The sequence below is a fragment of the Rhizobium johnstonii 3841 genome (assembly GCF_000009265.1).
Lineage (GTDB): Bacteria > Pseudomonadota > Alphaproteobacteria > Rhizobiales > Rhizobiaceae > Rhizobium > Rhizobium acaciae.
Genome location: NC_008380.1, coordinates 4,957,721 through 4,983,844, shown reverse-complemented (window position 1 = coordinate 4,983,844; position 26,124 = coordinate 4,957,721). Strand labels below are relative to the sequence as shown.

Annotated in this window: 23 protein-coding genes, 2 tRNA genes and 2 pseudogenes; 11 read left to right on the top strand and 16 right to left on the bottom strand. The window is 57.3% G+C overall.

Going from position 1 to position 26,124, the window contains the following annotated elements; translation table 11 throughout:
- The first annotated feature begins 80 nt into the window (after positions 1-80).
- Positions 81-947 (top strand): endonuclease/exonuclease/phosphatase family protein, encoded by an 867-nt coding sequence (locus RL_RS24085; RefSeq protein ID WP_011654018.1) that lies wholly within the window; start codon positions 81-83, stop codon positions 945-947.
- Between the two features lie 37 nt (positions 948-984).
- On the opposite strand, the gene RL_RS24080 is transcribed toward RL_RS24085, so the two are convergent.
- The 4 genes from RL_RS24080 to rplU all read right to left on the bottom strand — a co-directional run bounded on the left by RL_RS24080 (position 985) and on the right by rplU (position 2,973).
- Positions 985-1,572 carry a GNAT family N-acetyltransferase gene (locus tag RL_RS24080; protein WP_028742671.1) on the bottom strand — a complete coding sequence of 196 codons (588 nt, stop codon included), beginning with the start codon at positions 1,570-1,572 and terminating at the stop codon, positions 985-987.
- Positions 1,569-2,225: a GNAT family N-acetyltransferase gene (locus tag RL_RS24075; protein WP_003543911.1), complete on the bottom strand. Its 657-nt coding sequence runs from the start codon at positions 2,223-2,225 to the stop codon at positions 1,569-1,571. Before RL_RS24075 ends, RL_RS24080 begins: the two co-directional genes overlap by 4 nt.
- A gap of 126 nt (positions 2,226-2,351) precedes the next feature.
- A complete protein-coding gene (gene rpmA / locus RL_RS24070) occupies positions 2,352-2,621 on the bottom strand; it encodes a 50S ribosomal protein L27 (RefSeq protein WP_003543909.1) in 270 nt (89 codons plus the stop codon).
- Between the two features lie 34 nt (positions 2,622-2,655).
- Entirely contained in the window at positions 2,656-2,973 is a 318-nt protein-coding gene (gene rplU / locus RL_RS24065) for a 50S ribosomal protein L21 (RefSeq protein ID WP_003543907.1), read from the bottom strand.
- A gap of 304 nt (positions 2,974-3,277) precedes the next feature.
- On the opposite strand from rplU, the gene RL_RS24060 reads away from it, so the two are divergent.
- Positions 3,278-3,367 (top strand) — tRNA-Ser (locus tag RL_RS24060).
- A 214-nt stretch (positions 3,368-3,581) separates the two neighbouring features.
- Here RL_RS24060 and RL_RS24055 read toward each other — a convergent pair.
- The 3 genes from RL_RS24055 to RL_RS37875 all read right to left on the bottom strand — a co-directional run bounded on the left by RL_RS24055 (position 3,582) and on the right by RL_RS37875 (position 6,971).
- Positions 3,582-5,024, bottom strand: coding sequence for a hypothetical protein (locus RL_RS24055; RefSeq protein ID WP_011654016.1), 1,443 nt, complete (start codon positions 5,022-5,024; stop codon positions 3,582-3,584).
- 549 nt (positions 5,025-5,573) lie between these two features.
- Positions 5,574-5,768, bottom strand: coding sequence for a hypothetical protein (locus RL_RS24050; protein ID WP_011654015.1), 195 nt, complete (start codon positions 5,766-5,768; stop codon positions 5,574-5,576).
- 291 nt (positions 5,769-6,059) lie between these two features.
- Entirely contained in the window at positions 6,060-6,971 is a 912-nt protein-coding gene (locus RL_RS37875; protein WP_049778405.1) for a helix-turn-helix domain-containing protein, read from the bottom strand.
- Positions 6,972-7,168: 197 nt separating this feature from the next.
- Between RL_RS37875 and RL_RS24040 the strand changes: the two genes are divergently transcribed.
- Complete coding sequence (locus tag RL_RS24040; RefSeq protein WP_041936519.1) at positions 7,169-8,179, top strand: site-specific integrase; 1,011 nt, start codon at positions 7,169-7,171, stop codon at positions 8,177-8,179.
- A gap of 1,199 nt (positions 8,180-9,378) precedes the next feature.
- Positions 9,379-9,909, top strand: a complete 531-nt coding sequence (locus RL_RS24035) for a hypothetical protein (protein ID WP_011654012.1) — start codon at positions 9,379-9,381, stop codon at positions 9,907-9,909.
- A 416-nt stretch (positions 9,910-10,325) separates the two neighbouring features.
- Here RL_RS24035 and RL_RS24030 read toward each other — a convergent pair whose 3' ends face one another.
- Positions 10,326-10,586 (bottom strand): hypothetical protein, encoded by a 261-nt coding sequence (locus RL_RS24030; protein ID WP_041936518.1) that lies wholly within the window; start codon positions 10,584-10,586, stop codon positions 10,326-10,328.
- A 206-nt stretch (positions 10,587-10,792) separates the two neighbouring features.
- Between RL_RS24030 and RL_RS24025 the strand changes: the two genes are divergently transcribed.
- Positions 10,793-11,350: a recombinase family protein gene (locus RL_RS24025; protein WP_011654009.1), complete on the top strand. Its 558-nt coding sequence runs from the start codon at positions 10,793-10,795 to the stop codon at positions 11,348-11,350.
- Between the two features lie 211 nt (positions 11,351-11,561).
- Here the strand turns inward: RL_RS24025 and RL_RS24020 are convergent, their stop codons facing one another.
- The gene (locus RL_RS24020) at positions 11,562-14,708 is read right to left on the bottom strand and encodes a type ISP restriction/modification enzyme (protein ID WP_011654008.1); all 3,147 of its coding nucleotides are present in this window, start codon (positions 14,706-14,708) and stop codon (positions 11,562-11,564) included.
- Between the two features lie 231 nt (positions 14,709-14,939).
- Between RL_RS24020 and RL_RS40670 the strand changes: the two are divergent.
- Positions 14,940-15,132, top strand: a pseudogene (locus RL_RS40670) (DUF91 domain-containing protein); the annotation flags it as partial.
- Between the two features lie 131 nt (positions 15,133-15,263).
- Positions 15,264-15,353 (top strand) — tRNA-Ser (locus RL_RS24015).
- Between the two features lie 339 nt (positions 15,354-15,692).
- Here the strand turns inward: RL_RS24015 and RL_RS24010 are convergent.
- The 4 genes and pseudogenes from RL_RS24010 to RL_RS24000 form a co-directional block, all read right to left on the bottom strand.
- Positions 15,693-17,324, bottom strand: coding sequence for an ArnT family glycosyltransferase (locus RL_RS24010; RefSeq protein WP_028742670.1), 1,632 nt, complete (start codon positions 17,322-17,324; stop codon positions 15,693-15,695).
- Positions 17,325-17,353: 29 nt separating this feature from the next.
- A pseudogene (locus RL_RS40665) lies at positions 17,354-17,494 on the bottom strand (ATP-dependent DNA ligase); the annotation flags it as partial.
- 130 nt (positions 17,495-17,624) lie between these two features.
- Positions 17,625-18,185: a DsbA family protein gene (locus RL_RS24005; RefSeq protein ID WP_011654006.1), complete on the bottom strand. Its 561-nt coding sequence runs from the start codon at positions 18,183-18,185 to the stop codon at positions 17,625-17,627.
- A 36-nt stretch (positions 18,186-18,221) separates the two neighbouring features.
- Positions 18,222-19,658, bottom strand: coding sequence for a DUF6880 family protein (locus RL_RS24000; RefSeq protein ID WP_011654005.1), 1,437 nt, complete (start codon positions 19,656-19,658; stop codon positions 18,222-18,224).
- Between the two features lie 201 nt (positions 19,659-19,859).
- Between RL_RS24000 and RL_RS23995 the strand changes: the two genes are divergently transcribed.
- Positions 19,860-20,114 (top strand): DUF2934 domain-containing protein, encoded by a 255-nt coding sequence (locus RL_RS23995; RefSeq protein WP_041936517.1) that lies wholly within the window; start codon positions 19,860-19,862, stop codon positions 20,112-20,114.
- Between the two features lie 33 nt (positions 20,115-20,147).
- Here RL_RS23995 and RL_RS23990 read toward each other — a convergent pair whose 3' ends face one another.
- A complete protein-coding gene (locus RL_RS23990; RefSeq protein WP_011654003.1) occupies positions 20,148-20,717 on the bottom strand; it encodes a GNAT family N-acetyltransferase in 570 nt (189 codons plus the stop codon).
- Positions 20,718-20,878: 161 nt separating this feature from the next.
- Positions 20,879-21,523: a ThuA domain-containing protein gene (locus RL_RS23985; RefSeq protein ID WP_011654002.1), complete on the bottom strand. Its 645-nt coding sequence runs from the start codon at positions 21,521-21,523 to the stop codon at positions 20,879-20,881.
- A gap of 268 nt (positions 21,524-21,791) precedes the next feature.
- Between RL_RS23985 and galE the strand changes: the two genes are divergently transcribed.
- Together galE and RL_RS23975 are read left to right on the top strand one after the other, a co-directional pair.
- Complete coding sequence (gene galE / locus RL_RS23980) at positions 21,792-22,775, top strand: UDP-glucose 4-epimerase GalE (RefSeq protein ID WP_011654001.1); 984 nt, start codon at positions 21,792-21,794, stop codon at positions 22,773-22,775.
- Positions 22,753-24,312 (top strand): alkaline phosphatase family protein, encoded by a 1,560-nt coding sequence (locus tag RL_RS23975; protein ID WP_011654000.1) that lies wholly within the window; start codon positions 22,753-22,755, stop codon positions 24,310-24,312. The genes galE and RL_RS23975 overlap by 23 nt, the downstream gene beginning before the upstream one ends.
- 6 nt (positions 24,313-24,318) lie before the next feature.
- On the opposite strand, the gene RL_RS23970 is transcribed toward RL_RS23975, so the two are convergent.
- On the bottom strand, positions 24,319-24,816 hold the full coding sequence (locus tag RL_RS23970; protein ID WP_011653999.1) for a DUF1993 domain-containing protein: 498 nt from the start codon (positions 24,814-24,816) through the stop codon (positions 24,319-24,321).
- A 376-nt stretch (positions 24,817-25,192) separates the two neighbouring features.
- Between RL_RS23970 and RL_RS23965 the strand changes: the two genes are divergently transcribed.
- On the top strand, positions 25,193-26,122 hold the full coding sequence (locus RL_RS23965; protein ID WP_011653998.1) for a sugar ABC transporter substrate-binding protein: 930 nt from the start codon (positions 25,193-25,195) through the stop codon (positions 26,120-26,122).
- The last annotated feature ends 2 nt before the right edge of the window (positions 26,123-26,124 follow it).

Here is a 26,124-nt window from a genome sequence, read left to right as displayed (position 1 = left end):
CTTCCAATATTCAGTGGCAGTTGGACGGCCCGTCTTGGCCCATTCGATATAGGCGGTTCCGACGGAGGTCAAAGATTATCGTGAATTTTGCGAGCTATAACATACAGTACGGCTTCGGTCTCGACGGCAGATACGATCTGGCGCGCATTGCCCGGAGTCTCGAGGGTGCCGATGTCATCGCGCTGCAGGAGGTGACCCGCGGCTTCTCCCGCAACGGTTTTGCCGACATGGCGGCCGATATTGCATCCTTCTTTCCCGACTATTTCTGGGTGTATGGACCGGCCTGCGACATGCATGTCGAAGCTGATGAAGGCGGGCTCCAGCCGGTGCGCGGGACCCGTTTCCAGTTCGGCAACATGGTGCTGTCGCGCTGGCCGATCGTCTCGACCCGAACGCTGCTTCTGCCGCGCAGCCGGACGATCGGCAAGATCAACCTGCAGCGCGGCGCGACGGAGGCGGTGATCGATGCACCCGGCGGTGCGATCCGCGTCTACTCCGTCCATCTCGACCATGTCTCTGCCGACGAGCGCATCCGCCAATTGGAATTCTTGAACGCGCATATCAATGCCTTCGTCCAGGAGGGTGGGTCGCTGACAGGGGGTGGTGAATTCGACCTGCCGGAGCCGCCGCTGCCGGAGGATTATGTTATCATGGGTGATTTCAACATGGAGCCGGAATCGCCGGAATATTGCGCGCTTGCCGGGGCTGGCGGCGGATATTACGGCCGCGTGGCGAGGATCGGCACGCCGGTCGACGCCTTTGCGGCGCTGAAGACTTACTCTCCGGAGAGCTACAGCTGGATGGATCCCGAAGATCACGGCAAACGCATGCATCTCGATTATTGTTTCGTCAGTTGTGGCCTGCAGAGCCGATTGAAATCCGCCTGGATCGATACGCAATCCGTCGGTTCCGATCATTTCCCTCTATGGGTCGAGATCGGCGATTGATGGAGACGCCGCCGGTGCGGCGACGTCTCGAGTTTAATCAGGCGACCTTCCGCGGCTGCAGCGTGCCCGGCTGCAGCACGGTTTCGATGTGCGACACCATGGTGTTGCGGGCGAAACAATAGATTTCGCCGCAACCCGTCATGCGGAAACCGAGCTTCTCCTGCAGTCGCAGCGAAGCTGGGTTGTCGGCGAAGACGCCGGAATGGATCGGCGTCTCCGGCATGCGGCGCGAGAAGCGCTCGATGATCGCCGTCACCGCCTCGCTCATATAGCCGCGCCGCCAGTAGTAGCGGTTCAGCCAGTAGCCGAGGTGCCAGCGGCCGTGGCGCAACTCGATCGAGACGTTGCCGATATGGACATCGTCCTTGCCGGTGATCGCCAGCGGCCAGTCGGGCAGGGCGCCTGATGTGACCGGGATCAGCCAGTCCAGCGCATCCTGCCGGTCGAACGGCGCGGGTACGCGGGACAGCATGCGCGTGACCGCGAAATCGGAGAGCGATTCCGCGATATCAGGCGCATCGCTCAGCCTGTGGGGGCGGAGCGTCAGCCGGGCGGTCGAGATGACCGGCGCGGGGCCGGGCATCATCGGCTTGACCTCTGGCCTTTGCAGCGCAGTCGTGCTCATGCGATGTTCCCCCAGCTTCTGAGGGACATCCAGGTCTTGCGGTCGAGCCTGTACCATTCGACCGGCACGTTGCTGCCGAGCGCCAGCGAGGCGGCGAGCCCCGAACCCTGGAACTGGAAGCCGCATTTCTGGATGACGCGGCGCGAGGCGACGTTCATGACCCGGCAACGGGCGTCGATCTGATCGACGTCCTGACGGGTCCTGAACACCATATCGACCAGGGCGTGGCAGGCCTCGGTGGTATAACCCTTGTTCCAATAGGGCTCGCCCAGCCAGTAGCCGATCTCGACGGTCTTGCCGTCTGTCTGCGGTTCCACGCCGCAGCAGCCGATAAAGGCGCCGTTTTCGGCCTTGGTGATCGCATAGACGCACTTGCCAATCTCGCCATTTTTCGTGCGACGCACGAAGTCGGCAGCATCATCGGCGGTATAAGGGTGCGGCATACGCGATACCATGGTGGCGACTTTGGCGTTATTGGCGAGATGGGCAAGGGCGTCGATGTCTTCTTCGTGGGGCGCGCGCATGACGAGCCTTTCCGATAACAAGACAGGGCAATCGGTCCTTAACCGTTCCGGCCTCAGCCGCTCCGTGGAAGACCGCTGGTCCTCCTGGGGAGACCGTGATTGGTCTACCCTTAACAATTCGCCTTGCATGGTTCAGTCCTCCTTGAGGGGTAAAGAAAAAGGGGAGATGGCGCCCCATCTCCCCTGTTTTCTAGACTGAACCTGATACGGCCAGCCGGGTCGATGAGACGCCGGCTGTTTTTGAGCGCTACCGGCTTATTCCGCTGCTTCCGCTTTCGGCATGACAGACACGTAGACGCGACCGTTGGCCTTGGTTCGGTAGTTCACATTGCCGGCGGTAAGCGCAAAAATCGTGTGATCCTTGCCGAGGCCGACGTTGGAACCCGGATGCCACTCAGTACCGCGCTGACGCACGATGATGTTGCCTGCGATGACGGCTTCGCCGCCGAACTTCTTCACGCCAAGGCGCTTGGACTGAGAATCGCGACCGTTGCGCGATGAACCGCCAGCTTTTTTGTGTGCCATTGGAGTTCTCCTTTAAAACCTTGTCTCGTTGATCTTACTTGGCAGCCACGATGTCCGTGATACGGACGACCGTGTGATGCTGACGATGGCCGCGCGAACGCTTCGAATTCTGACGGCGGCGCTTCTTGAAGGCGATGACCTTCTTGCCGCGGTTCTGTTCGACGACTTCTGCCTTGACAGAGGCGCCGGTTACGAAGGGCGCACCGATCGCAGCGTCGGCGCCTTCGCCGATCACGAGCACTTCGGTGAATTCAATGGAGTCGCCAGCGGTGGCTTCCAGCTTTTCGATGGTCAGCACGTCGTTGGCTGCCACACGGTACTGCTTACCGCCGGTCTTGATGACTGCGAACATTTTTTATCCTTTCATGTTCGTTCCAGCGCTCCCCGCTAATCCAGCAGGTGGCTGTCTTTTTATCAGTCGAAGTTAAGCAGGGATTTCAGAGGTCTAATCCTCGAACTCGTCCTGCCGGTGAAGCCCCGCGCGAGCGCGGGACGGCCAAGGCGCGGATTTCTCCAAACCTATTGCGCAGCCGAGATACGCGAGTGACAAAAAGGTGTCAAGGCAAAAGGATGGAATGCTTCGACTTTTCGGCTTGCCAGCCTGTCATTTGCCCGTTATGAGAACGCCCGCGCCGAACAAGCGCCGACCAGACCGCGGAGAGGTGGCAGAGTGGTCGAATGCACCGCACTCGAAATGCGGCATACCTGCAAGGGTATCGTGGGTTCAAATCCCACCCTCTCCGCCATTTTGAACCTTTGGCCATAAGGCTTTTCCGCCAGTTGCTGAATTTGTTTGACCTTCGATGTCGCTGCCGGACTTGATGAGGGCCACACCCGAGGCACGTCCCTTAGAACGCAGTTATTGGGGGAGGTCGTGCCGCGCAGTGTGAATGGCGCTAGTGATGCAGCCTTCAAGATTTTTTCAAAATCCTTGCTGCTTAATTGTGATGGCCGGATGAGCTACATAACTTTGAAGACAGCCTTCGTGGCACCTTTTGTGGCCGGGTCGCGCTGGTATCCTGATATTGCCCCATCCTGTGAAACCTTTATGCCGAGGCCAAATTGAGCGAGCTGCTTAGCGGCAGCTGTTCGCCCGCCACCGGTGCTACCTCCATCTATTTTTAGAATTGCACCGACGGATATAATCTCCCCTTCGTGATTGACAATTGTCGCACCATCTATCGCGACCAATTCCTGGCGAAGGGTGCGCTCGAGTTCATTGAGCTTCCGACCTGCGACAATCTTAGAAATTGCTTTTGTCTTTTTAGCTTTAGAACTTAAAAGCCAATCGTCTGGCGCAATGATTTCCTTGGCCGCACGAAGAGAGCGCGAAGCAATTACGCCGATACAGGCGCCAGTTCTGGCAAATGAAGCATCTAGCGCCGTTTCGTATATAGCTTGCCTAATGTTCTCGTCCCTTGGAAAGCTCATCTGGCGAATAACTGGCCCATGGGTCAGAAAATGCCAATTCCCACTCCGTCTGGCGAATAGAAGCTGACCGTTCCGGAATATTAGTATCTCACCCAATCTGTTTAGAACGACCGCGATACGTCTGTCGTTTGCTAACGTCCATTCAGCAACAGCGGAATGTCTTAATGGGCACAGACCCGATGCTTTTGAGGAGAGACTTAATACTTCGTGTCCCGTTAAGTTCAACTCTCCATCAACTGTAAGTATCGTGTCCAAGCCATTTGATAGGACCGCGCAAAAATCTTCGTGCACGATTTCCGATAGCGGCAAGTCTCTCATGCCATTTGCTGTAGGGTCGATTCCAATTGCACTCGAAATTGGCGCCCCTTCGTAGAGTCGCGTCGCCCAGATCGCCATTTGATCAATCACTTGCAACAATTTAGGGGCGCCGCCATTTTCAGTGGCTGCCTCACTTACCACTTGGCGTTGAAATGTCGTAAGGAGATCGTCTTTCAGAGGTCCATGTAGCGCCACAGACATGCGATTGAGGACGGCAACAAAAGCCTCAATAACTTGCGTTTCCCTAGATATATCTGAGCTTAATCCAAACGGTTGATCGCGACGAAATTTAAGCCGGTAGTTGTCGAGGCGATCCACTTTAAAGCCGATAGTCTGAGGATCGATCAAGGCTACTGTCGATTCGTTGGCGTTCGACGCCGATGCTGCTGCATCAAGCGATGCACCCGAAAACAATGGCAAAAGAAACTTTTCTGCAATCGCGCGCAATAAATTTTCATCAATACTGACAAATTCACTCCGATTTTTTATCGAAGTAGTTTTATTATCAGATTTTTCTGAAATATTGCTTGTTATTGCTTTGTTTAGCAGTGACTTTATTATTGCGGATTTATTTGAAGAATACTCTTCAGAAATCCTATTAAGGACTTCCGAGGTTTCCGGTGAAATTTTTATAGTTAAGTGAGTTGTCTTCATTCTAATTGCCTACATCGCGCATTATCTATGAGAGCCAAAATACAACCAACCTTAGATTCGGCGGGCGTGTCAAGCGAGTCCGAGGCGCCGACCGATGTCGAATGCTGATCAACGTCTAGACGGTCAGGGCACTTGTCGATTCGCGAGTGCTCGCACACGCACGGATAACGCTTGCCCCTTAAGGGCATCCTACGCGTGATCTTCAATATCGATTGGAGACCACATGGTAACGATCAGAAAGCTCAGAGGGCGCTGGCAGGCGCAGTAAGACCTTCGACAGCAAGCTCGAAGCGGAGAAGTGGCACGCTTTCGAAAGCAAATACCTCGGGCCGTTGCTCGCGGTGAACAGCGACCCGAGGTGTAGCGTTACTTCTTCTTCATCGTCTCGACAGTATGCGTGCGGGGCTTAGCTTTGGCCGTAGAGACCTTAGTAAAGCGACCGGTGACCGCGCTGCGGCCGATTTTCGTCGACTTAGCCATTCTGAATTCACCTCCTTCCGGCAGGTGTTAGTTACTTCTCAGGGGCGCGGAACGATCGCCCTCGGTCGGTTAAGTTGCCGGAAAGTCGGGAGGTAGTTGTTTGGCAGGAGGGATATCAGAGAACATGCGCCCCTTCATCACGTCTGCAATGCGGCCGAAGTTCAGCCCTGCGTAATAGCCCGAGATCCAAGAATATGGGATCTTCTTGATGCGGGCCAATTTGATGATCGGAACCATGTCCGGAGTCACCTTACGGTCGTGCATATCCTTTCCTTTCTAGAAAGGCTGTGACCGAATAACGGTTGACGAGATTCCTGAAATGAATCATGGTCAAATTGCAAAGATGTCCGTTACGCGGTCATTGTTCTGACCCGAAGCTATTTTCGGATCAGTGCTGAACCGAGGCGCGCCCCCGGCTCTGCCGCCCTTGTGGCGACTGCTGAAATAACAGGGTGATCAGACCCCGTTAGATCAGGAAGCGGTTTTTACAGGGGAACTGACGTTTTCGGAGGATTGCTGAACCGGTCCATCGGTTTTCAGTCCTCCGAAATTACTTCATTTGATTCTTCCCTCTTTCACGTATTTTGACCACATGACGCGAGCGGCGGCAGGGTTCATGTTGCATGCCTCAGCCGCAGCGTCGGAACTGGCGAACAGGTGGACGTGTCGCGACGATAGCATCAACGATCCAGCAAACTCATCCGCTTGCCATTCGCTGTCAGTGTAAATCTTGTCCGTATCCTCCCGCGATCTCGCAAACTTGACATCGCGATGCATAAGGAAATGCGCAAACTCATGACACGCGGTAAATCGATCGCGCCGATTTCCCCTACATGCGCCTTCATAGACATCTTCTCGAAAGATTATTGAATTTGAGCCGGCCAAGACCCGACCCTCGTCGTCGCCCATCACCGCCGCTGTTTCAACGTCTATGAAGAATTCCGGGATTATCTTGTTCAGCTTGAATTCCAGGACCTCCATAATTGGAAACTCGATGTGGTCATTGGGGACGAAAACTTCGCGAATCTTTTCCGCAAATCTGCGAAGCTTGTCGGTTGACATAGGGGGCACCACAATCCCACGACGTTTTCTGAAGAACGGTGCCTCCCCGCCGATCGACTTCAGGACGATTTTCTTCAAAGCCTCCATGAGATCGTTGGGAACGTCGTCAAGCTTGCGAGCAAATGCCGCGACTAGCTCACGTTGCTCTCCGCGCAAATTGTCGACCCTCACTTCTTTGCGGGTCTTCTCAGCAGCCCCACGCAACCGGCGAATCTCCTCGGCCGACAGATTCATCGCCTGTGAAATTTTGTGAAGGTAGCCGTCCGGGATTTGTTTTCGTCCGGTCTCAATTGCGGAAACGAATGCTGTGCTCTGGTCGAGCTTAGCAGCAAGGTCCAAAAGACGCATGTCTTTGTCAAGGCGCAGCTTTCGAAGCTCCACGCCGAATGGCGTAAGCTTTGCCATGGCGAATCTCCTTAAAATCGTTGTGCCTGGCAGAAGAAACCATCCGCGAAGAAAAATCAACCAAAAAGGAAGAAATTTATCTGCGAGCGGTTGAAGCAGAGTGAGTGAGCGTCGCTGTCGTAGGTTCGCCGGAATTATCCTTGGCCCCCTCAACGGGGCGTCCTACGCATTGATCGACGACATCAGATGAGGACCAAATGGCGACGATCAGAAAACTTAGAGGCCGCTGGCAAGCACAGGTGCGGCGACGCGGTATGAAGCCTCGGGCAAAAAGCTTTGACAGCAAGGCTGAAGCTGAGAAATGGGCACGTGAGCTAGAAAGCCAGGTCGATCGTTTCGGGGCCGCACCCGATACTAAGATCCTGGAGACCACAACACTGGGCGACTTGCTCAAGCGTTACAAGATCGAAGTATCGCCAACAAAGCGAGGGTGCGTGCAAGAGATCCAGCGCATCGACGTGCTTGAGCGTCACGAGATCGCACACCGGACGCTTGTGGGGCTTTCACAGCCGGATGTCGCGTCGTTCCGCGACGAGCGCCTCAGCAGCGTAGCTCCATCTACCGCGGTTCGCGAAATGGCGATCCTTAGTCACGTCATCGAAGTTGCGATGCGGGACTGGGGCTTTCCTCTCAGTCGCAACGTGGTCAAGCTAGTTCGGCGACCCGTCATACGGAACGAGCGCAAGCGCCGCTTGGAAGGTGACGAGGAGCAGCGCCTGCTCGACGGCTGCGATGGCGGCAAGATCCCGTTTATGAGGACCTTGCTTATCGTCGCCATCGAGACCGGGATGCGCCGTAGCGAAATCCTCGGTCTGAAGTGGACTGACATTTCTCACAACCGCCGCGTCATTACGCTAGAAATGACGAAGAACGGGTCCGGTCGCGAGGTGCCGATGACGCAGCGTGCGTTCGATGCGCTTTCCCGGTGGAAGGAAAATGCACCCGTAGAGGAATCTATGGTCTTTCCCATCGCCCCCGGTTCTTTTGAACAGGTTTGGCGACGTCTTCTGAAGCGTGCAAACATCGTGGGACTGAGGTTTCACGATCTTCGCCATGAAGGCGTAAGTCGTTTATTCGAGCGGGGGCTGAATGTGATCGAAGTCAGTAGCATCTCGGGACACAAAGAGCTTAGAATGCTGAAGCGATATACACACCTGAGCGCTGACGATCTGGTCGCTCGCCTGGGTATGTCGATCAATCCAATCTGACCAAAAACTTGCACGACCTTTACATTTGCGATGGTTCTGAGTTGCTTTTGTAAAGGTTGGGCAGCTTCGACCTTTACAAATATATATCTCTGGTTGTGAAGAGCCCTGCGTGTAAAGCCAAAATCGTTGCGAAAATGGACGTGACCTTTACACTAAGTTTACCAAAAGTTTACAAATTACGTCGGAATCGGCTTTTTTGCTGACGATGTAAAGGTCGAGGGACATTCATTGGTTGTGCGGCGCCCCTCGTGGGCTCTAAATTGCTTGCGGAAGCCACGCCGAGTATCGAACGCTGTGCGGGATCTCTTCTGTGAACATCGGCACGGATCGCAAAGCCTTTACCCAGCAGCACCAAAAACATTTCCAGGCGTAGTCAAGCGGATGTGTTGTTCTGTGATCGACGTGGCGACCTTCGACAGCTCTGGGATCGCGAAATGTGCGCGATCTGAGCGGTTACTCAGAGCGCCAGGTATTCGCTTTGACGCTCGTGGACGATGACCGATTGACCGCAGTTCTTTCGTTGTTTTCCATTCGGTGCCGCCGACCCTCCTCTGCCGTCGAAGTGATTGACGCTGTCGCCCCTGATTGAACTCGTGCCAGGTTGCGAAGTCCTAGGAAAAAGCAACTCGCGTGATGGGGATGCTTTCCATTCTGGCGACGATCTGGACACTCTATCCTCCTCAGCCGAAAATCGACAGAGAAGTTCATGGGCGAGCGCGAGAGGATCGGCAGCATTCCTTTGCACATCGAGCGACGGAATGCGCCTAAGCCAATCCTCGAGTCAAAGAGCGCTTGCTTCAGTCCGTCATCTCCACAATGCTCTGCCATCGCTTTCCTCATAGACGCCTGGAGGACTAGGTTTGCGAAGAGCCGGACAAACCCAACCTGATCCGGGTGGTGCTCCGCGACCGAAGCGGCTCTCCGGAGCCTAGTGTCGGCGGTATCATGACTTTCCTCGCCGGACGCGTTTTTCCCTCCCGCAGGATAGAAATGAACCGGAGCGTGAACTTTCGTCCGGTGTATTATGGATTTATAAAAAACTACAGTTATTATAAGTCTATATAAATGTTCTAATAACGGCCAGAAGTTCACGCTCCCGGCTCGTCAGAAGCTTCCTGCCTTCGCTCGCGACTTGAAGCAGTTCCACCATGCCGCCGCTATAAGTCTTTGCGAACAAGAACGGCAAAGGAACTTCCGGTATGGAAAATCGGAACGATGACGACGCTTATGCTTTCATTCCTGCGACAATTAAGCTCACCCCATACGACCGTCGGCTGCGAGAACTTCGCTCTCTACGCGAGAAGCGTGAGCTTGCGATCTCTTCGAATGACCAGCGCCGCATGGCGGAGCTGGATTACCAGATCAAGAAGGCAGAGGAGCGGCTTGAAGAGGAAAAGCGGCGTGATGCCGACGAAAAGTGGCGCAGGCTGCGTGATATTGACGACTGGCGTTCTCGGAACGGTAGGGCGTCGCGCAATGCCGGCCGGCGCAAGGTTCGCAACAAGCCGAACGAAGATCTGTCGCACATGACGCCTGCGCAAAAAGAGGAGCGCAAGCGTGACCAGCGTGCTGACGCGAATTTCATCAAGCGCCAGGAGGCAAAGGGCGTGGCAGCATCTGACATTCAGGTCTGGCTTATGCTTCGTCAGCAGGAGCGGGACAGCAAGCGGGGAGCAGCGGCAGAAGCCGAGTGTGGGATGGCGAGCAATCCAACTTTCGGGATGTTTTGATGGTCCGGAAGGCTCGTTCGCTTCTCCCAGGATATCCTTCAAGTGAAACGTCTTCGGTCGAACAGTCTGTCAAAGCGCCCAAACACGCACGATCAGGCACGCGTAGAGCGCTGTTGAACTATCTTATTAATGGGAAATCCGAACCTATGTTGAGTGAAGAATTGAAAGCTCAGGTGCATGCAATGGCCGCTAAATACCGTGAGCGGCCCAGCAATATCGTATGGGCTGACGACCGTTTTCCTGATTTCCGGTGCCCGCAGAGCAAGCCTCGGATTCGTGTCAAGGCAATCGCATATCACTGGCACTTACCGCCTCTTGCCAATTGCTAAGGTGTTTCGATTTGTGTGTGTGTTCGCCAAGCTGAGGTTTATCGGCCGCGAATTGACCAATTGAATTCGCCGGTGCGAGGGTTTCCTTTAGCCGAGCCACGGACGCTCAGGATCTACTGGATTGTCAGGGAAGCCATTCGTCGACTTGGTTTTGCGAGATGACTTGCCAGTCGTGCTTTGTGACTTCACGACAGGCGAAAGCGCAGCGATCACAATCAAAGCGATGAAACTGAAGAAGAAACCTATGGCAAACCAGGCCAGCGGATCGCGGTTCTTATTCGTTGCCAAGATCGCACACGCGCCGCCGAAGACGACGCCAGATGCAAACACGATCAGTGAAAAGTCCATGCACTCCTCGTCGGACATCGAGCCAATACATAACCCGCGAGAGCGAAAGGGAACCTTTGTCCGATAGACGATAGCGGTAACCGCTGATCTGGTCGCATCCTGTAATTTCAAGGACTTCCGGCTTGGCTCGATTTTAAGCCCGACAGAGCGAAAAGGTTCCTATATGTCAATTGCTTAGGTGCAAGCCGAAGGCGGGTCAAATCATCATGAAACTTATCGGATATGCTCGCGTGTCGACGGTTGAGCAGAATCTCGATTTACAGGTTGCGGCGTTGAAGGCTGCTGGCTGCTCTGACATCTTCACCGACCATGGGTTGTCTGGTGCCGATTTCCAGCGCCCTGGCCTGCGCAAAGCCCTTAGACACCTGAAGCCTAATGACATGCTCGTCGTGTGGCGGCTCGATCGCCTTGGCCGTTCGTTGGTAGATCTCATCCAAACTGTAAATGGACTTTCGCGACGTGGCTGCGATTTCAGGTCCCTGACCGAGAGCATCGACACCTCCTCATCAGGCGGGCGGCTGGTTTTTCATATGATGGCCGCGATGGCGGAATTCGAGAGAGCTATCATCAGCGAGCGCACAAAGGCAGGGATGGAAGCTGCGAGAGCCAGAGGTTCACGCTTAGGGCGCCGCCCGTCGATGACCGACGAGCAGACGGACGCTGCCCGGCGCGCTGTCGAGGTCGACCTGGAGCCAGTTGCTGCCGTCGCTGCAAGGTATCAGGTGCATCCGAAAACCTTGGCACGCGTTCTTCGTGAACCTTAGATCACTGCCCTGTTCACCAATCGACCAGGAGACTCGCTGTCGCGTTTGGCATGTCTGACGCTATGACTTTACAGCTGGATCGCGTGGTGCGCGCTGGTAAGCTCCCCTGAGGCAACAGCACTCAGTCGTTCAGAAATCCGCGTCTAGAAATGCGGGTCCCGGTCTCGCGCCCTGACAGCTTCAAGACCGTTCCAGAAGTCAACAACTGAAATTAACCTGCCATTTTCAACGTCATTTCCATCGAGGTCATTATCCGGTCGGTCTCGGCCAAGATTTTGATGATGCGCTGGAAATGCTTTACTTCATCGAAGCTCAGGGCCCGTCTCCTCCGGTCTTTAAGCCAGCGCTGTGCCGGCTGGTATCCGCCGATGAAGAAGTCCCAGGCCTTCTCCGGCACGGCGTCGAAGCCTTGGGTTTTGTTGATCCAAACCTTTCCACCCTCGAATTTTGGATAATCCACGACGTTGTCACCCTCCCCTTGGAAGGGATAAGGCGTGGCGCCGATCGAGGTCGAATCCATAAGGTGAAGCTTGCGGAGCTGCGCGCCCTGGGCGGACAGGGTCCAGAACTCCTGAGGGTTGGCGGGATAAGGTATTCGCGGGAAATCGATCCGGAGGAACTCGGCATAGGTCTCGCGGTAGGTCGGGCAATGAAGCACAGCGTAGATGTAGTCGAAGATGTGGACCTCGTCCGGAATGCCGTGCGCCTTGTCCTTCCCTAGCGACTGGATCCGTTTGAAAATCTTCGGATCGAAGTTCACTCGTCGTTCCCGGTCTAGATCCTGCTCGGTCGGATAGAGGTAGAGCGGAAAGTGGTAGGATTGGATTGTGCTTTCGCCCGTCTTCATCTCACTGGGGCAGTTCGACACGAAGAAATGGTTGATTGCACCCGACTTGTTCTGTCGGCCGGAGATGAGCGCGATGTTTTCGCCGCCGATCATGTGTTGCATCAAGCCGCGTCTCGAGTCACCCCGTGGGATGATGTGGTGGATCTTGTCGAGGGGATAGTAAGTCCAACGCCAATCGAGCGGCCGATAGGCAATTTTTATGAAGTCACCGGCCTGGCGATCTTGGAAGTTCGGCCGCTGCTGATCGAGCTGCCAGTCGTTTGTCTCGGAAAACCCATACTTCTTCAGGAGGGCGCTCTTGGTCATCGTGGCCACGTCTTCGGCCATCTGAACGGCGTCGGCGCGGGTGTAGTTTCCGAGGACCAAGAGTCGGTCCTTGCGGAACTTGATGCCGCTCAGCCCCGAAAGGAACAGGTCGCTGATCTTGAAGCCGGCTTCATAGGTGTCGACGTCGGCGAATTCCTTTCGTGTAAAGAAGTGATAGTCGCCATGGAAGTTAGCGTCCTGGAAGTCGATCGACTTCAGGGAGTTGGCAGTGAGGTAGTCGTATTTGCTCTGCCTCGAGCCCCAGATGTCCTTTACGTGAACATCGGCCAGCCCCTCCTTTTTTCCGGTCTTGATCGCGATCGTGATCGAGACACCCTGCATGATATCGAAGACGTTCCGATCGGGCAGGCCTTCCGGGGTCCGCTCCTTCTTGTTCGAGTCGCCGTGCAGGTTGATGATGTAGATGTCGTCGAAGGTTCGGCGGAGGTGAAGACGCATCTTTCGGTGGACCACGCCGTCCAGGAACGAGTTATTGGTTATCATGCCGAACATGCCGACCTTGTTCGCCGACACGAAGGTCTCCGCCAGGCGGATGAACTTGACGTAGTCATCGGAAAGCGAGTTTATGCTCGTCTCGTCCAGGTCGGCTTTGTAGGGTGCCACTAGCGCGTTCGCCCATTCGCCCTTGTTGCTTGATGCGACCGAATAGGGAGGATTGCCGATCACGCACATGATCGGCATGTCTCGCTTGATCGTGTTCGCGCCCTTCGCCTCGCGACTGAGCCACTGAGTGAACGGGAGCGTTTGGTTTGCCGGCTCCCCCTCCTCCAGGCTGTTCGTCAGGTAGACTGAGAGTCTGGGCGGCATCGCGCCGGGCTTGTAGCCGAGCTCCGTCAGGATCATGTCGATTTTCGTGTGACACATGGCGTAGGAGGCCATAAGCAGCTCGAAGCCGTGAAGTCGCGGGATAAGATCATCCGCGATGTATTTCGACCACATGCCGGGTGCTACTCCTTGGACCTTAGGAGCAATTTGTTTGATGACCTCCGCCAGGAATGTGCCAGTGCCTGTCGCAGGGTCGAGGATCTGAACGCGATGAACCTCGCGCTTCTCAATCTGGTTTTTTCCGTCCTTGGTGAAGTCACCCTTTTGCGTGTGTTTTCGCTGTCCAGTGTCCCAGTCGATGGTCACCTTCGACGTGTCGGCCAAGCCATCGCCGAGCCCAAAATCGCCCTGCAGCACCTCATCCACGGCGCGCACGATAAAGTTCACCACAGGCTCGGGTGTATACCAGACGCCGCGCGCCCTGCGCTTCGCCGGATTGTAGGCCGCCAGGAACGTCTCGTAGAAATGCAGGAAGGGGTCGTCCTGCCCTGTGAGCTTCCCGAACCCAGCCATAATTTTCGAGATGTCGACCGCTTGGAAGACGCCTGCCAGGTCATCGATAATCCAGGCGATACGGTCATCGAGGTCATGCCCTGCGACATATCCGAAGAGCGACCGAAGAAAGGGGTTGGATTTCGGCAGAAGCTCAAGCGCTTCCTGACGCGTGAAGGTCTTTAGTGTTGTGTCGTGCAGGCGGGCGGCGAACATGCCATAAGCGACGGTTTCCGCATAGATGTCTGAGAAGTCTTCCGGCGTGATGTCGTGAATCAGGTTTTCTTTGAACGCGGAATACTGTGTGAAAAGGTCTGACTGGAAGGTCTTGTCGTCGGCTAGCGTCTTTCGCAGCACGTCCTTGATCAGGTTGGCTTTACCGGCCATGCGCGTGGCCAGGTCGCGCGGGCTAGTAATGGTCTGCGGTTTTTGGACGACGAAGTTCTGGAGAAGGTTCTCGAGTTGTTCATATTGGTCGGGGTTCGGTTTAATGCCGGAATCCATCTCGCCGATCTTGACCGTCGCGAATTTCTCGCCATCCCGGAAGAAGTCCCAATCGAGGCAATTCGTGTAGATTAGGTTCGGCAGCGCTTTCAAATAGCGCTGCTGCTGGTCCATGTTGGCATCCTTGAACGAATGGATGTCCAGGCCGAGATCTTTTGCCTCAGCATGTCCGATCACAATATCGCCCCGCTGCACGATGAAGTCGGGAGCGCCGCACTTCACGCGTTTCGGTTCGTTTATCGCTGTGACTGATGGATTCAGCGAGTTGAACAAGCCTTCTAGCGCCGGCCGATAAGAGTGTTCGGTCGCGGCACCGGTCTTGTGAACGGCAAGCACCTTGCTCATAAAGTCGGCGATTAGCATCGATTTCCCCGTTTAGTGAATCGGACATACGTTTACAACCTGTCATTGAGCAAGTTGCATGCTGATTGTCAACGCTTGAGATGGAAGGAAAACAATGGGTTCAGTTTGCAAGCGAGTTAGCGAAAAGCGGTAAGCTTGGATCCGGTGATCGCCGACAGCGACATCACCGAGAGGGCGATTTTCGTCTGATCGCCCATCAAGACGCACATAACAGTAGATTCGGAGTTAGCTTTGAGAGACACCAAGCTATTTCAATTGCGCCCAGGTGACGAACTTGCCGGGCGGCCGTCCAGGTCGAAAAGTCGCTTCAGAACCTGTTCGAGGCAAATCTGGAAGCGTTGCTTGGGATCCGCTTTCTGGCCAGTGAGCATTCAACAGGTGCGGTGCACGCAGCAGGATCGATACGCTTGGTCTGGACGAAGACAATTTCGCCGGGCGTTCCATTTGCGTGAAACGGCACGGTTCAGCCACAACGGCCGCGCCGCAGCGATCGAAATTGCCTGTCATTTGCCCGTTATGAGAACGCCCGCGCCGAACAAGCGCCGACCAGACCGCGGAGAGGTGGCAGAGTGGTCGAATGCACCGCACTCGAAATGCGGCATACCTGCAAGGGTATCGTGGGTTCAAATCCCACCCTCTCCGCCATTCGGCCTTCGACCGTAAGGGTGTCCGCGTCCTCCTGCTATTTTCGATCTTTCGGTGAAGCGGACGTCGAGATCGGCTGTCTCCTTGAACCATCTGCGTTGACACGCCGCGCGGGCTCAAGCCGCCCTCGTCAGAGCCATATGCTGCAGCCCGGCGCTTGATGTGAGCGGTGCGCGACGGATTGCGGCCGGCGCCGAAACGGCCGTGCGCCACGTCGCGAGACTCATTGCAGACGTGCAGCATTTCCAAGACATAGGTGAGGAAAAACGCGATCGTCTTCACTGCGAAGGTGCTGGGCGTGATGTGGTCGACGGCCCATGACCCCGACTGTCGCGGTGCTCATGGACGGGTGATCCGATAGACCAGCAAATTATTGAAATCCGCAAGCTTGGTTGCAGTCCTGTCCAGATGGTCGATAACCCCATCATGATGCTCGACGAACAGCCGGCCCTCCTTGTCGGTGGCGTTCCTGGCCACGCCGAACAGATCCGCGCCCTGCGCGCGCAGTTCCTCGAGCTGCGCGATCGCGGTGGCGTCATCCGCAACGAATTTCGACCATTCCGCATCGCCTCCGCCAGGCGGGAACACCCAGCCGCGCGCCCTGCTGTAATAGACTGCGACGGGATCGCCGACCTCAGGCGCGATGGCGACGACAAGGTCGCCCGGTTGCGCCAACCGCGCCAGTTCTTCGCCAAGCAGCTTGCCGTTCATGGCGATTGGCTTCTTCATCGTTCTGACGAGGGGCAAGGTCGACCAGGCAAGCGCGATGGCCACGATGAAGATCGAGCGAAGCACCATCGCCGGCGTCAGAACGGTTCTCGACCCAAGCGTTGCCAGAAGAAGCGCGCCGTGGCCGCAGAACATCGCGATCGGCACATGGAAGATGTGAAAGTTCCATACGTTGCTGGTGATCTCGCCCGCCGCCGCCAGATAGAGGATGATGGCCGCAGTCAGCCAGACATAGGGAATGGCCGAAAGGGTGCGTTGCTTCGGGTCTTCGGCGCGGCTGAGTGGTATCCACAAGCCGACGGCCAGCAGCACCAGGAACGGATAGCCGTAGAACCACAAGACCGAGGTGTTCCATAAGGATTTGAAGTAGAACCTGTCCCTGACATATGTCCAGAAGCCGTAATCCCAGATATAGCCGCCAGTACCGGCGACATGAAACGGCGGATAGCTGCGGCCGAGATAAATCGCCCAGCTGAAGTAAGCGCCGATGATGGCCAGGCTCAAAAGCCCCGACAGGAAAACCCAGGTCGCCTGCTTTCGCTTCTTCTCCAAAATCCAGCAGACCATCAGATAGAAGATGGCGGCGCCGGCCGCGATGCCTGGCGGCTTTGACAGCACACCGAGCGAGAAGCTGACCGTGGCGAGCGGCAGGAGCCAGCCGCTGCCGCCGGCCCAGTATTTGGCGAACAGCCAGACGCCAAGAGTGACCAAGGCCAGCATCGCGGGATCGGGAAGAAAGGAGCTGTCGATCATGATCGCCGCCGGCATCAGCGCGTAGGCCAGTGCCGCCGCGTGGGCGCGGATCTCGCCCCAGCATAGCGCCGTCAGCCGATGCAGCGAAAACACCGTCACCAGACCGAAGAAGGCCGCAACCACGCGGCCGAACCAGTCGTGCCAGCCGAAGAGTTGGTAGAGCAAGGCTGTGAGATAGCTGACGATCTGGAACTCGCGGCCCTGATAGCTTGGCCCAGGCCCGGTCCAGCTGACCTCCGGAAAGAAGATGTTCCAGCTGCGCTGCTGGAAATTGTCGGCCATCATGGCGGTGCTTATCTCGCGCCAGCTGAAGCCGTCGACGAGCGGCAAGGTGATCTTGTGGAACCTGAAGACGATCGCAATAAACAGGATCCCTAGCAAGATCGCCGTGTTGAGGCTGAGGTAGTTGCGAGCAACCATGTCCCGGTCGGTCGTCTGCTGCTGATATTGCTGACCTTCGGCCCGATTCAATTTCGGGTCGTCGTTCATCTGAACCGTGTCCTTCCCACTGACGCCGGACACGGCGCAATACGCGCCGGCATCGGATCGAGAGAAAGATGAGGTTGAGCGGGATCTCGCCGTCGGCGCGGTCGGCTGCGAAGCGGCTCGTAGGCTTCATCGAGCAGCGGCTTGGAAGGCTTGCGGGGCGGCTTTGTCATGATGGCAGTTCATCAGCAATGCCTTAAAAAGCAATTAGCCCAGATTCATTACTGACTCCATCCCCCGTGCGAACACAATAAGGACATCGGCGAGACGGCTCACCTTATTAGTCTCTGGCACTCGGCAGCGTCAGTTGCCCAGTGCCTTCTTCACCCAGGCTCCAACCTCATCGCCGCTGCTCATGTCGGCTTGCACCAGTCCGTTGAGCATGAAGGTCGGCGAGACATGGATGCCGTTCTGCCGGGCATATTTGCAGTGCCATTTGATTTCCCGGTCGAGATCCGGGATTGCGAAGGCCTCTTTCAGCTTGACGCCGCTGTAGCCTTCCAGGCGCTCGATGATCTGGTTCGGCGTCACATCCATATTCGGGCCACCGGCATGACGCTCGAATTCGAACTCCTCGCGATGGGCGGCGATAGCAGCCATCACCTTCTTTGCAGTTTCCTTGCCACCTTCCAGCGTCGAGGCTGCGATGATGCCGCGGACGAGGACGCCCGAATACATATGCCAAGGTTGCGACTGCAGGCGGATCTTCACGGTGATCTTGTGTTCGCCGGCCTGGCTCAGCAGGTCATCGAGCTTTTTGAACGTTTTGACCGAATAGGGGCAAGTCGGCTCCAGAAAGGCTTCGAAGATGCGGGGTCCATTGCCCCAAGTGAGCGGATCTGCATGCCAGGAAATGGTCGTCATGAAATTCCTCTCTGAAGGTAAAGCATCCGCAGCGACTTAGGTCACCTGGCTCCAGAAGCCATGCTTCTTGCCGTGCCGACGCATAAGTTCCGCGACATAGATGTCATGGGATCTTGTGTTGCCGAAGTCATTGATATGAGGCGCAAGCGATGCGCAGTCCGCAAGATGCCTCGCCGCATGCTTATAGCGGCTGGACCGACCGCTATCGAGCGTGAAATCGATCATGGAGCGCAAGACGATGGTTGCCGCAAGCGGATGTTTCTCCGCCAGAGCTTCGGCCGCCGCCGGCATCAGCTCATAGAGATTGCCATCCAGTTCCGCCTTCCGCCTCATCACGAGTTTTGCTGCCTCGGCGGGTGCCGGCCAAAGCAGGAAAAATGCAAGCGCCTGGTGGACGTCCGGGAAAGCCTGAGCATGGGCGAATGCCTTCTCCTCTGCCTCCAGATCGTCGAAGTCCGGCAGTCGCTTGAGGAAGGCGCGGAGATGCTGGTCGTGCAGCGACTGCTCGAAGCACGTCCATCTATAGGTTTGGGCCTCCTCTCGTCGCCCCAGGGCCTCGAGCGTCTCGACGCGCGCGAGTTGCCATTCGAATGGCATGCCGGCCCAGCCTGTCGTATCGACCTCATTCAGCACCTCAAGGGCTTCCTTCGCCCGACCGGCCGAGACCAGGCGATTTGCAATGTCGGCTGCAATCATCGGCATCTTGCGCGTTTTCTCGGGTTGCTGAGCGATGTAGGCATCAACATCGCCCTGGGCGTCGGCAATTTCCTGCAAGGCTATGCGCACCGTCAGATCTCGCTGAGTGCCGTAGATCTCATCTCCGTAAAGGGGGCCTGCGCTACCCCAGCCGATGACCTTTCGCTCATCCTTAGCCGGTTTGTCTTTCGGGTCCTTGGACCATTGAACGAAGAGCGTTTTCAGGCAATCGAGACCATCCTTGCCGAGGGCCGGCACCATCGCTGCAATCAGGTTGTCGTACTGGCCGTAGCCATCGTCCTGCACGGCTTTGAACACCTTGTCGGCCAGGACATCGGAGCCGATCTTGGCGGACGCGGCGATTGCGGCAGCATCCTCGCAAGCCTGATGAAAACTTTCGATGAGAGAACTACTGCTGTCGCTGGATCTCTCAAAGATCGAATTCGCCAGCGCGAGGAACTGCCATATCAGTTCGAAAGCCTCCTGGGGATCATCGGCGGCAACCGTCTCTGCGATCGTCTTGCGCTGCGTTTCCAGATCGCTCTTCAGCGCTTTCACTTTGCGCCAGTTGATGACAGTGCGAGCGCGGGCGATGCTGGCAAGCCGCTTTCGCACCTCACGCGCGACCTCGGCGCTGCCGTGATTGCCGGCAAGCTCCATGCGAAGCCGTCGTTTGTGGGCGGCGCTGCCCATGCTGATCTCGACCAGCAGCTCGGCAAGGCGCTGCGCACCAAGGGATTCGAGATTCTTCGCATTGAGTGTTGTCTTGGCTGCCATCGGTCATCGCTGTCGTTTCTGCGGGTGACCCTACCCTGCAGTCGGTACGAGGCCAAGGTCCGGGAATGTGTGCACGGGATAAACCCTCGGCACCTCGGTATTAGCTAAAAACTAACGCTGCCTCGTAACGACTCCTAAAGCCGGTTTTGGCACCTTGTTGCTTGTCGAATATTGCTTCCAAATTTCTCGCTGGGGTTGATTATGAGTCATAATAAAGACGCCTGGGTCAGCCAGCGCGCTTATTCACTATGGGAATCGGAAGGCAGGCCGGATGGGCGTGGGGAAAGCCATTGGGCGCAGGCGCTGAGGGAGTTCGAACAGCTGGAGCTGACGAAGGCCTCGCCTGATGGAAACGACCTCATCGAGAAGCTGAAGACAGCCGGGCGGCTGATGCGGATCTATGACGAGGCGGCTCCCACCTTGGAGAACGACCGGCAGATCAAGGCGGCCCGCTAAGCCATATTATCAATCCCTGGGTTGCCGAAATATTCAGCGGCATTCCAGGCGAACGACCGGTCTTGCCGGCAGGCGTCTTGCCACTTCGGTGAAACCGGCATCCAGAAACATCGAGAGCGTTCCCGGATAAAGCTCGGCTCCGTTCGAAGCGCGGGCCGCCTGATCGACAGGATAGGCTTCGAGACATTCGGCGCCGTTCGCGCTTGCGAATTCAACGGCTTGTTTCAATAACAATCGCGACAGACCCTGCCGCCGGAACGGCTTGCGAACGATGAAGCAATTGATCGACCAGACCGGCCTGTCATCGACCGGAGCAAAGGGTTTTGAGCGGCGCAGCCGATCGAATACAGCGCGTGGCGCGACACCGCACCATCCGGCCGGTTCATTCTCGCGATAGCCGAGAATGCCGGGCGGGCGCGGTTCGGCGACGAGGCTGCGGAACCAATTGCGATTTCCTTCGCCCCATCCTGCCTTGTAGTCGGCATTCGGGAGATACCAGTAGGCGCAGCGACAATTCCGGCCGTCGGCGCAATCGTCGAAGACCGCTTCTATATCGGCCAGGCGGTCGGCAGTGGCGGGGAAGAAAGAGAAGCGATCCTGCATGCGGGCAAATTATGGCGCGGGCGGAGGATCGGCAAGCGGTGGCCCGTGCTGGCCGATCAGGCGAGGCTGCCCTCCAGCTTGAAATGCTCATTCTTTAGCGGCCGATGTCACTCGGCTGTCGCCGCTGGTCGGCATTCGGCTGCATACGGCTCGTCCCGACGCTACTGGCGTGCGGCCCAGCTCAGACCCCGTCGCAGGATGAGCGGCATATAGGGATGGTCGAATTCGGCAGCAACATGGCCGAGGGCGGAATAGAAGATGCGGCCGGCGCCGAAATGGCGCTTGAAGACGACGGGCATCACCACATTGCGGGCCGCCGGATCGTAGGCGCCGGTGAAGGTGGTGGTCGCAAGGATTTCGACCGTCGGATCGTAATGGAGATAATATTGTTCCGAACGATAGTCGAAATCGGGAATGCCCTCCATGACGGGGTCGTCCTGGCGGGTGACGGCAACGCGGAAGTCGATGATGTTGCCGGGATGGGCGACCCAGGTGACGCCGGAGACATAGCGGAAAGGCGCGCTTTCCTTGAAGGACGTGGCGAGCGCGCCGTGATGGCCGGCAAGCCCAAGCCCGCCGCGCACGGCTTCGACCAGGCCAGCGGCATGCTCCTTCTCAAGCTTTTCGCCGGTAATGATGGGCACCAGCAGATCGGCTTTCGCCAGCGTCGGAGATCCGAACACGCCGAGATCGCCGGTCACCTCGACCATAAAATCGTCCTCGCGCAGCAGATCTGCGACGATATCGGCACATTGCTCCGGCTCATGGCCTTGCCAGCCGCCCCAAACGACCAATGCCTTCCTCATTCGCGCTCTCCCTGCCTGATGGCTGCGGACCGTTGATCATCACATGATGGTGCAAGCGCCTTAGATCGGGCCGCTATGCAAATCACGCGAATAATTTGTGTTTCTTCCTGATCCGGTACAAATTGCGCGAGTGGCTGATCGCACCTGGTCGAGTGTGGCTTCGGCATTTGACGTATTGTCCGTTGACGCCGATCGCAGTTCCTTCTTTTTATTGACGTCTATCTCGTCTAGGTTTCTCCCATCTCTCAATGAAAAATAAGGGTGGTGCATGGCAGGTGAAACGGTTCTTGTCGTCGGCGGCGCCGGCTATATCGGCTCGCATACGTGCCTCGACCTGGCGAACAAGGGCTATACGCCTGTCGTCTTCGACAATTTTTCGAACGGCCATCGCGAGTTCGTCAAATGGGGGCCGGCCGAAGAGGGCGATATTCGCGATCGCGCCCGGCTGGATGAGGTGCTGGCCAAGCACAAGCCGGCGGCGATCCTGCATTTCGCGGCGCTGATCGAGGTCGGCGAATCGGTCAAGGATCCGGTTTCCTTCTACGAGAACAATGTGATTGGCACTTTGACGCTGCTTTCGGCGGCACAGGCGGCCGGCATCAATGCCTTCGTCTTCTCCTCCACCTGCGCGACCTACGGCCTGCCGCAGAGCGTGCCGCTCGACGAGACGCACCGGCAGGTGCCGATCAATCCCTACGGGCGGACGAAATATATCGTCGAGCAGGCGCTCGCCGACTACGACCAGTACAGGAGCCTGCGCTCGGTGGTGCTGCGCTATTTCAATGCGGCCGGCGCCGATTTCGAGGGCCGGATCGGCGAATGGCATCAGCCGGAAACGCATGCGATACCGCTGGCGATCGACGCGGCACTCGGCCGCCGTCAGGGTTTCAAGGTGTTCGGCAGCGATTACGAGACCCGTGACGGCACCTGTGTGCGCGACTATATCCATGTGCTCGATCTTGCCGATGCACATGTGCGCGCCGTCGAATATCTGTTGAAGGGCGGCGATTCCGTCGCGCTCAACCTTGGCACCGGCACCGGCACGACAGTCAAGGAATTGCTCGGTGCGATCGAGGACGTGTCGAACCGGCCTTTCCCGGTCGAATATATCGGCCGTCGCGAAGGCGATTCGCATACGCTGGTCGCCAATAACGACAAGGCGCGCGACGTGCTCGGCTGGGTGCCGCAGTATGATCTGTCTGAGATCATCCGCTCTGCCTGGGACTGGCATGCAAAATCCAACCAGCATTGAGCCAACCAGCATCGAGAAAGCCCGCCGGCCAAACATCCTGCTGATCACTGCGGACCAGTGGCGCGGCGATTGCCTGTCGGCCGTCGGTCATGCCTGCGTAAAGACGCCGGGTGTCGATGCGCTGGCGCGCGAAGGCACGCTCTTCCGACGGCACTATGCCGGCGCGGCACCCTGCTCACCGGCGCGGGCCACGCTCTATACCGGTCTCTATCAAATGAACCACCGCGTCTGCCGCAACGGTTCGCCGCTCGACGCCCGCTTCGACAATCTGGCGCTGGCCGCCCGGCGGGCGGGATACGACCCGACGCTGTTCGGCTACACGGATACGGCGCCCGATCCGCGCGGGATGGATGCCGGCGATCCGCATCTGACGACCTACGAAGGCGTGCTGCCGGGTTTTACCGCCCGCCAGCTTTTGCCGGAGCATGAGAAACAATGGCTCTCCTGGCTCAGGTCCCGTGGCCATGCCGATGCCGTCAGCCGCGATATCCATATTCCCGTCGGCGCGGAAGCAGGCGACATTTCAAATGCGGCGCCGGCCTATTCCGCCGACGAGACCCAGACGGCATTCCTGGCCGGCGAGTTCATTCGCTGGATGGGCGAACAGGACAAGCCGTGGTTCGCGCATGTCTCTTTCTTGCGTCCGCATCCGCCATTCTCCGTGCCGGAGCCGTTCAACCGAATGTTCACGCCGGGGGACGGACCGGTTTTTGCACGCGCGGCAAGCTGCGAAGCGGAAGAGAACGGTCATCCCTATCTCGCCTATGCCATGCCACGCTCTGACAAGGGCAGTTTTATCCACGGTGCAAGGGGGCAGCTCAGCGGCTGGAACGCTGAGGATTTCGCCGCGATCCGGGCGATCTATTACGGCATGATATCAGAGGTCGATGCGCAGCTCAGCCGCATCTGGCAGGCCCTCAAGGATGCGGGTGCCTGGGACGACACACTTGTTATCTTCACCTCGGACCACGCCGAGATGGCGGGCGATCACTGGACGCTCGGCAAGGGCGGCTTCTTCGACGGCAGCTATCATATTCCTTTGGTGATCCGCGATCCCGCAAGCAGTGCTGCGGTTGGGGTCGTCGACAAATTCACCAGCGCTGCCGATATTTTTCCGACACTTTGCCAAAGGCTCGGCATCGACGCGAAGAACGGGCTCGATGGCCGGTCGCTCATGCCGTTTGTCAGGGGTGGGAGCGGACAGGGCTGGCGGGATGCGGCATTCTGGGAATTCGATTTCCGCGACATTGCGCATGGCGAGGCCGAGCGGCATTTCGGGCTGCGGTCCAACGAATGCAATCTCGCGGTGATCCGCGACGCGCGGTTCAAATATGTGCATTTTACCGCATTGCCGCCGCTGCTCTTCAATCTTGCCGACGATCCGATGGAACTCGACAATGTCGCGGCGAATCCGGCCTATGCGGCGATACGGCTCGACTATGCCGAGAAGCTGCTGTCGCTCCGAGCATGCCATCTCGATCAGACGCTCGCCTATACCGAACTGACGGAAAGAGGGCCGGTGACGCACCGGCCCTGATATCACTTAGCCGAGATAATCGCGCTTGCCGATCGGCGCACCCTGGTTACGCAGGATGGCGTGGGCCGTCGCGACGTGGAAATAGAAGTTCGGCAGGGCGAAGGTGGCGATATATTCGCCACCCGGCAGCACGATACCACTCTTTCCCGGAAGGGTGATCTGGCGAGCTTCTGTGCCTTCCAGTGCTTGCGCCGAGAAACCGGCGAGATAGGCTTCGGTCTTTGCCAGGCGCTCGCGCAGGTCGTCGAATGTCGCTTCGTTGTCCTCGAATTTCGGGGCATCGGTCGCGGTCAGGCGGGCGAGCGCAAATTTGGCGGTGTCGCTGGCGCGCTGATACTGGCCGGAGAGCGGCAGCATGTCGGGTGCAAGGCGAGCAGTCACCAATATAGCAGGATCAATATTCTTTTCCTTCGCATAGGCCTCGGCCTTGTCGAGGTAGGTTTTCAGGCTGTTGAGGCCGCGCTGGAACATCGGAACGGTGAGGCGATACATCGAAATGGACATTTGTCCTGTCTCCAAAATCTTCAAATGATTGGGTCGCGGCGAGAGGTCGAAGGCGTCTGCGGCCGAGAGCCTTTCTTCGACCCTCCCATAGATGGATGCTCGTTTCGTCTTTCACAACACCGACAATGCGGGTGTCGGTCCTGAAGCCTCGCATGGCATTGCGCTCTCCTCCATATCTCGCCGCCGCTAAAGATACTTGACGTCGTTCCCAGAAAATGGAATGAATATTCCGCAGAACAGATTTTACGGTTTGTTTGTTCCGTTTTGCGGAGCGCCGCGGGAGAGGTGGCGCGGGGAATTGCGGCTTCAGAGCAAATGCCTGGAGCTCCGGCGTGAGGAGGGTGCAGCCGGGCACCGCTTTGTGGAGGAAGTGAAAATGAAAAAGTTTATCCTGGGCACCGCGATGGCGCTCGTCCTGTCGACGGCCGCTCACGCGGAAACTGTCGGCGTCTCGATGGCGAAATTCGACGACAATTTCCTGACGGTTCTGCGCAACGGCATGACCGATTATGCAAAGACACTGAGCGGCGTGACGCTGCAGGTCGAAGACGCACAGAACGACGTTTCCAAGCAGCAGAGCCAGATCCAGAATTTCATCGCCTCCAAGGTCGATGCAATCATCGTCAACCCTGTCGATACCGATGCGACCACGGCGATGTCGAAGCTCGCGGCCGATGCCGGCATTCCGCTGGTTTACGTCAACCGCCAGCCGGTCAACGTCGACACGCTGCCGGACAATCAGGCCTTCGTTGCTTCCAACGAGCAGGAATCCGGCACGCTGGAAACCAAGGAAATCTGCCGCATTCTCGGCGGCAAGGGCAAGGCCGTCGTCATCATGGGCGAGCTCTCCAACCAGGCCGCGCGCATGCGGACCCAGGACGTTCATGACGTCATCAAGACGGATGAATGCAAGGGCCTGGAGATCGTCGAAGAGCAGACCGCCAACTGGGACCGCACCCAGGGCGCCGACCTGATGACCAACTGGCTCTCCAGCGGCATTGAATTCGACGCCGTGATCTCCAACAACGACGAAATGGCGATCGGCGCCATCCAGGCGCTGAAGGCGGCCGGCAAGGATATGACCAAGGTCGTCGTCGGCGGTGTCGATGCCACGCAGGACGCGCTTGCCGCCATGCAGGCGGGCGATCTCGACGTCACGGTGTTCCAGGATGCCGCCGGCCAGGGCAAGGGCTCTCTCGATGCAGCGCTCAAGCTCGCTAAAGGCGAGAAGATCGAAAAGAAGGTCTACATTCCCTTCCAGCTCGTCACGCCTGCCAACGTCAAGGACTTCGTCACCAAGAACTAAGG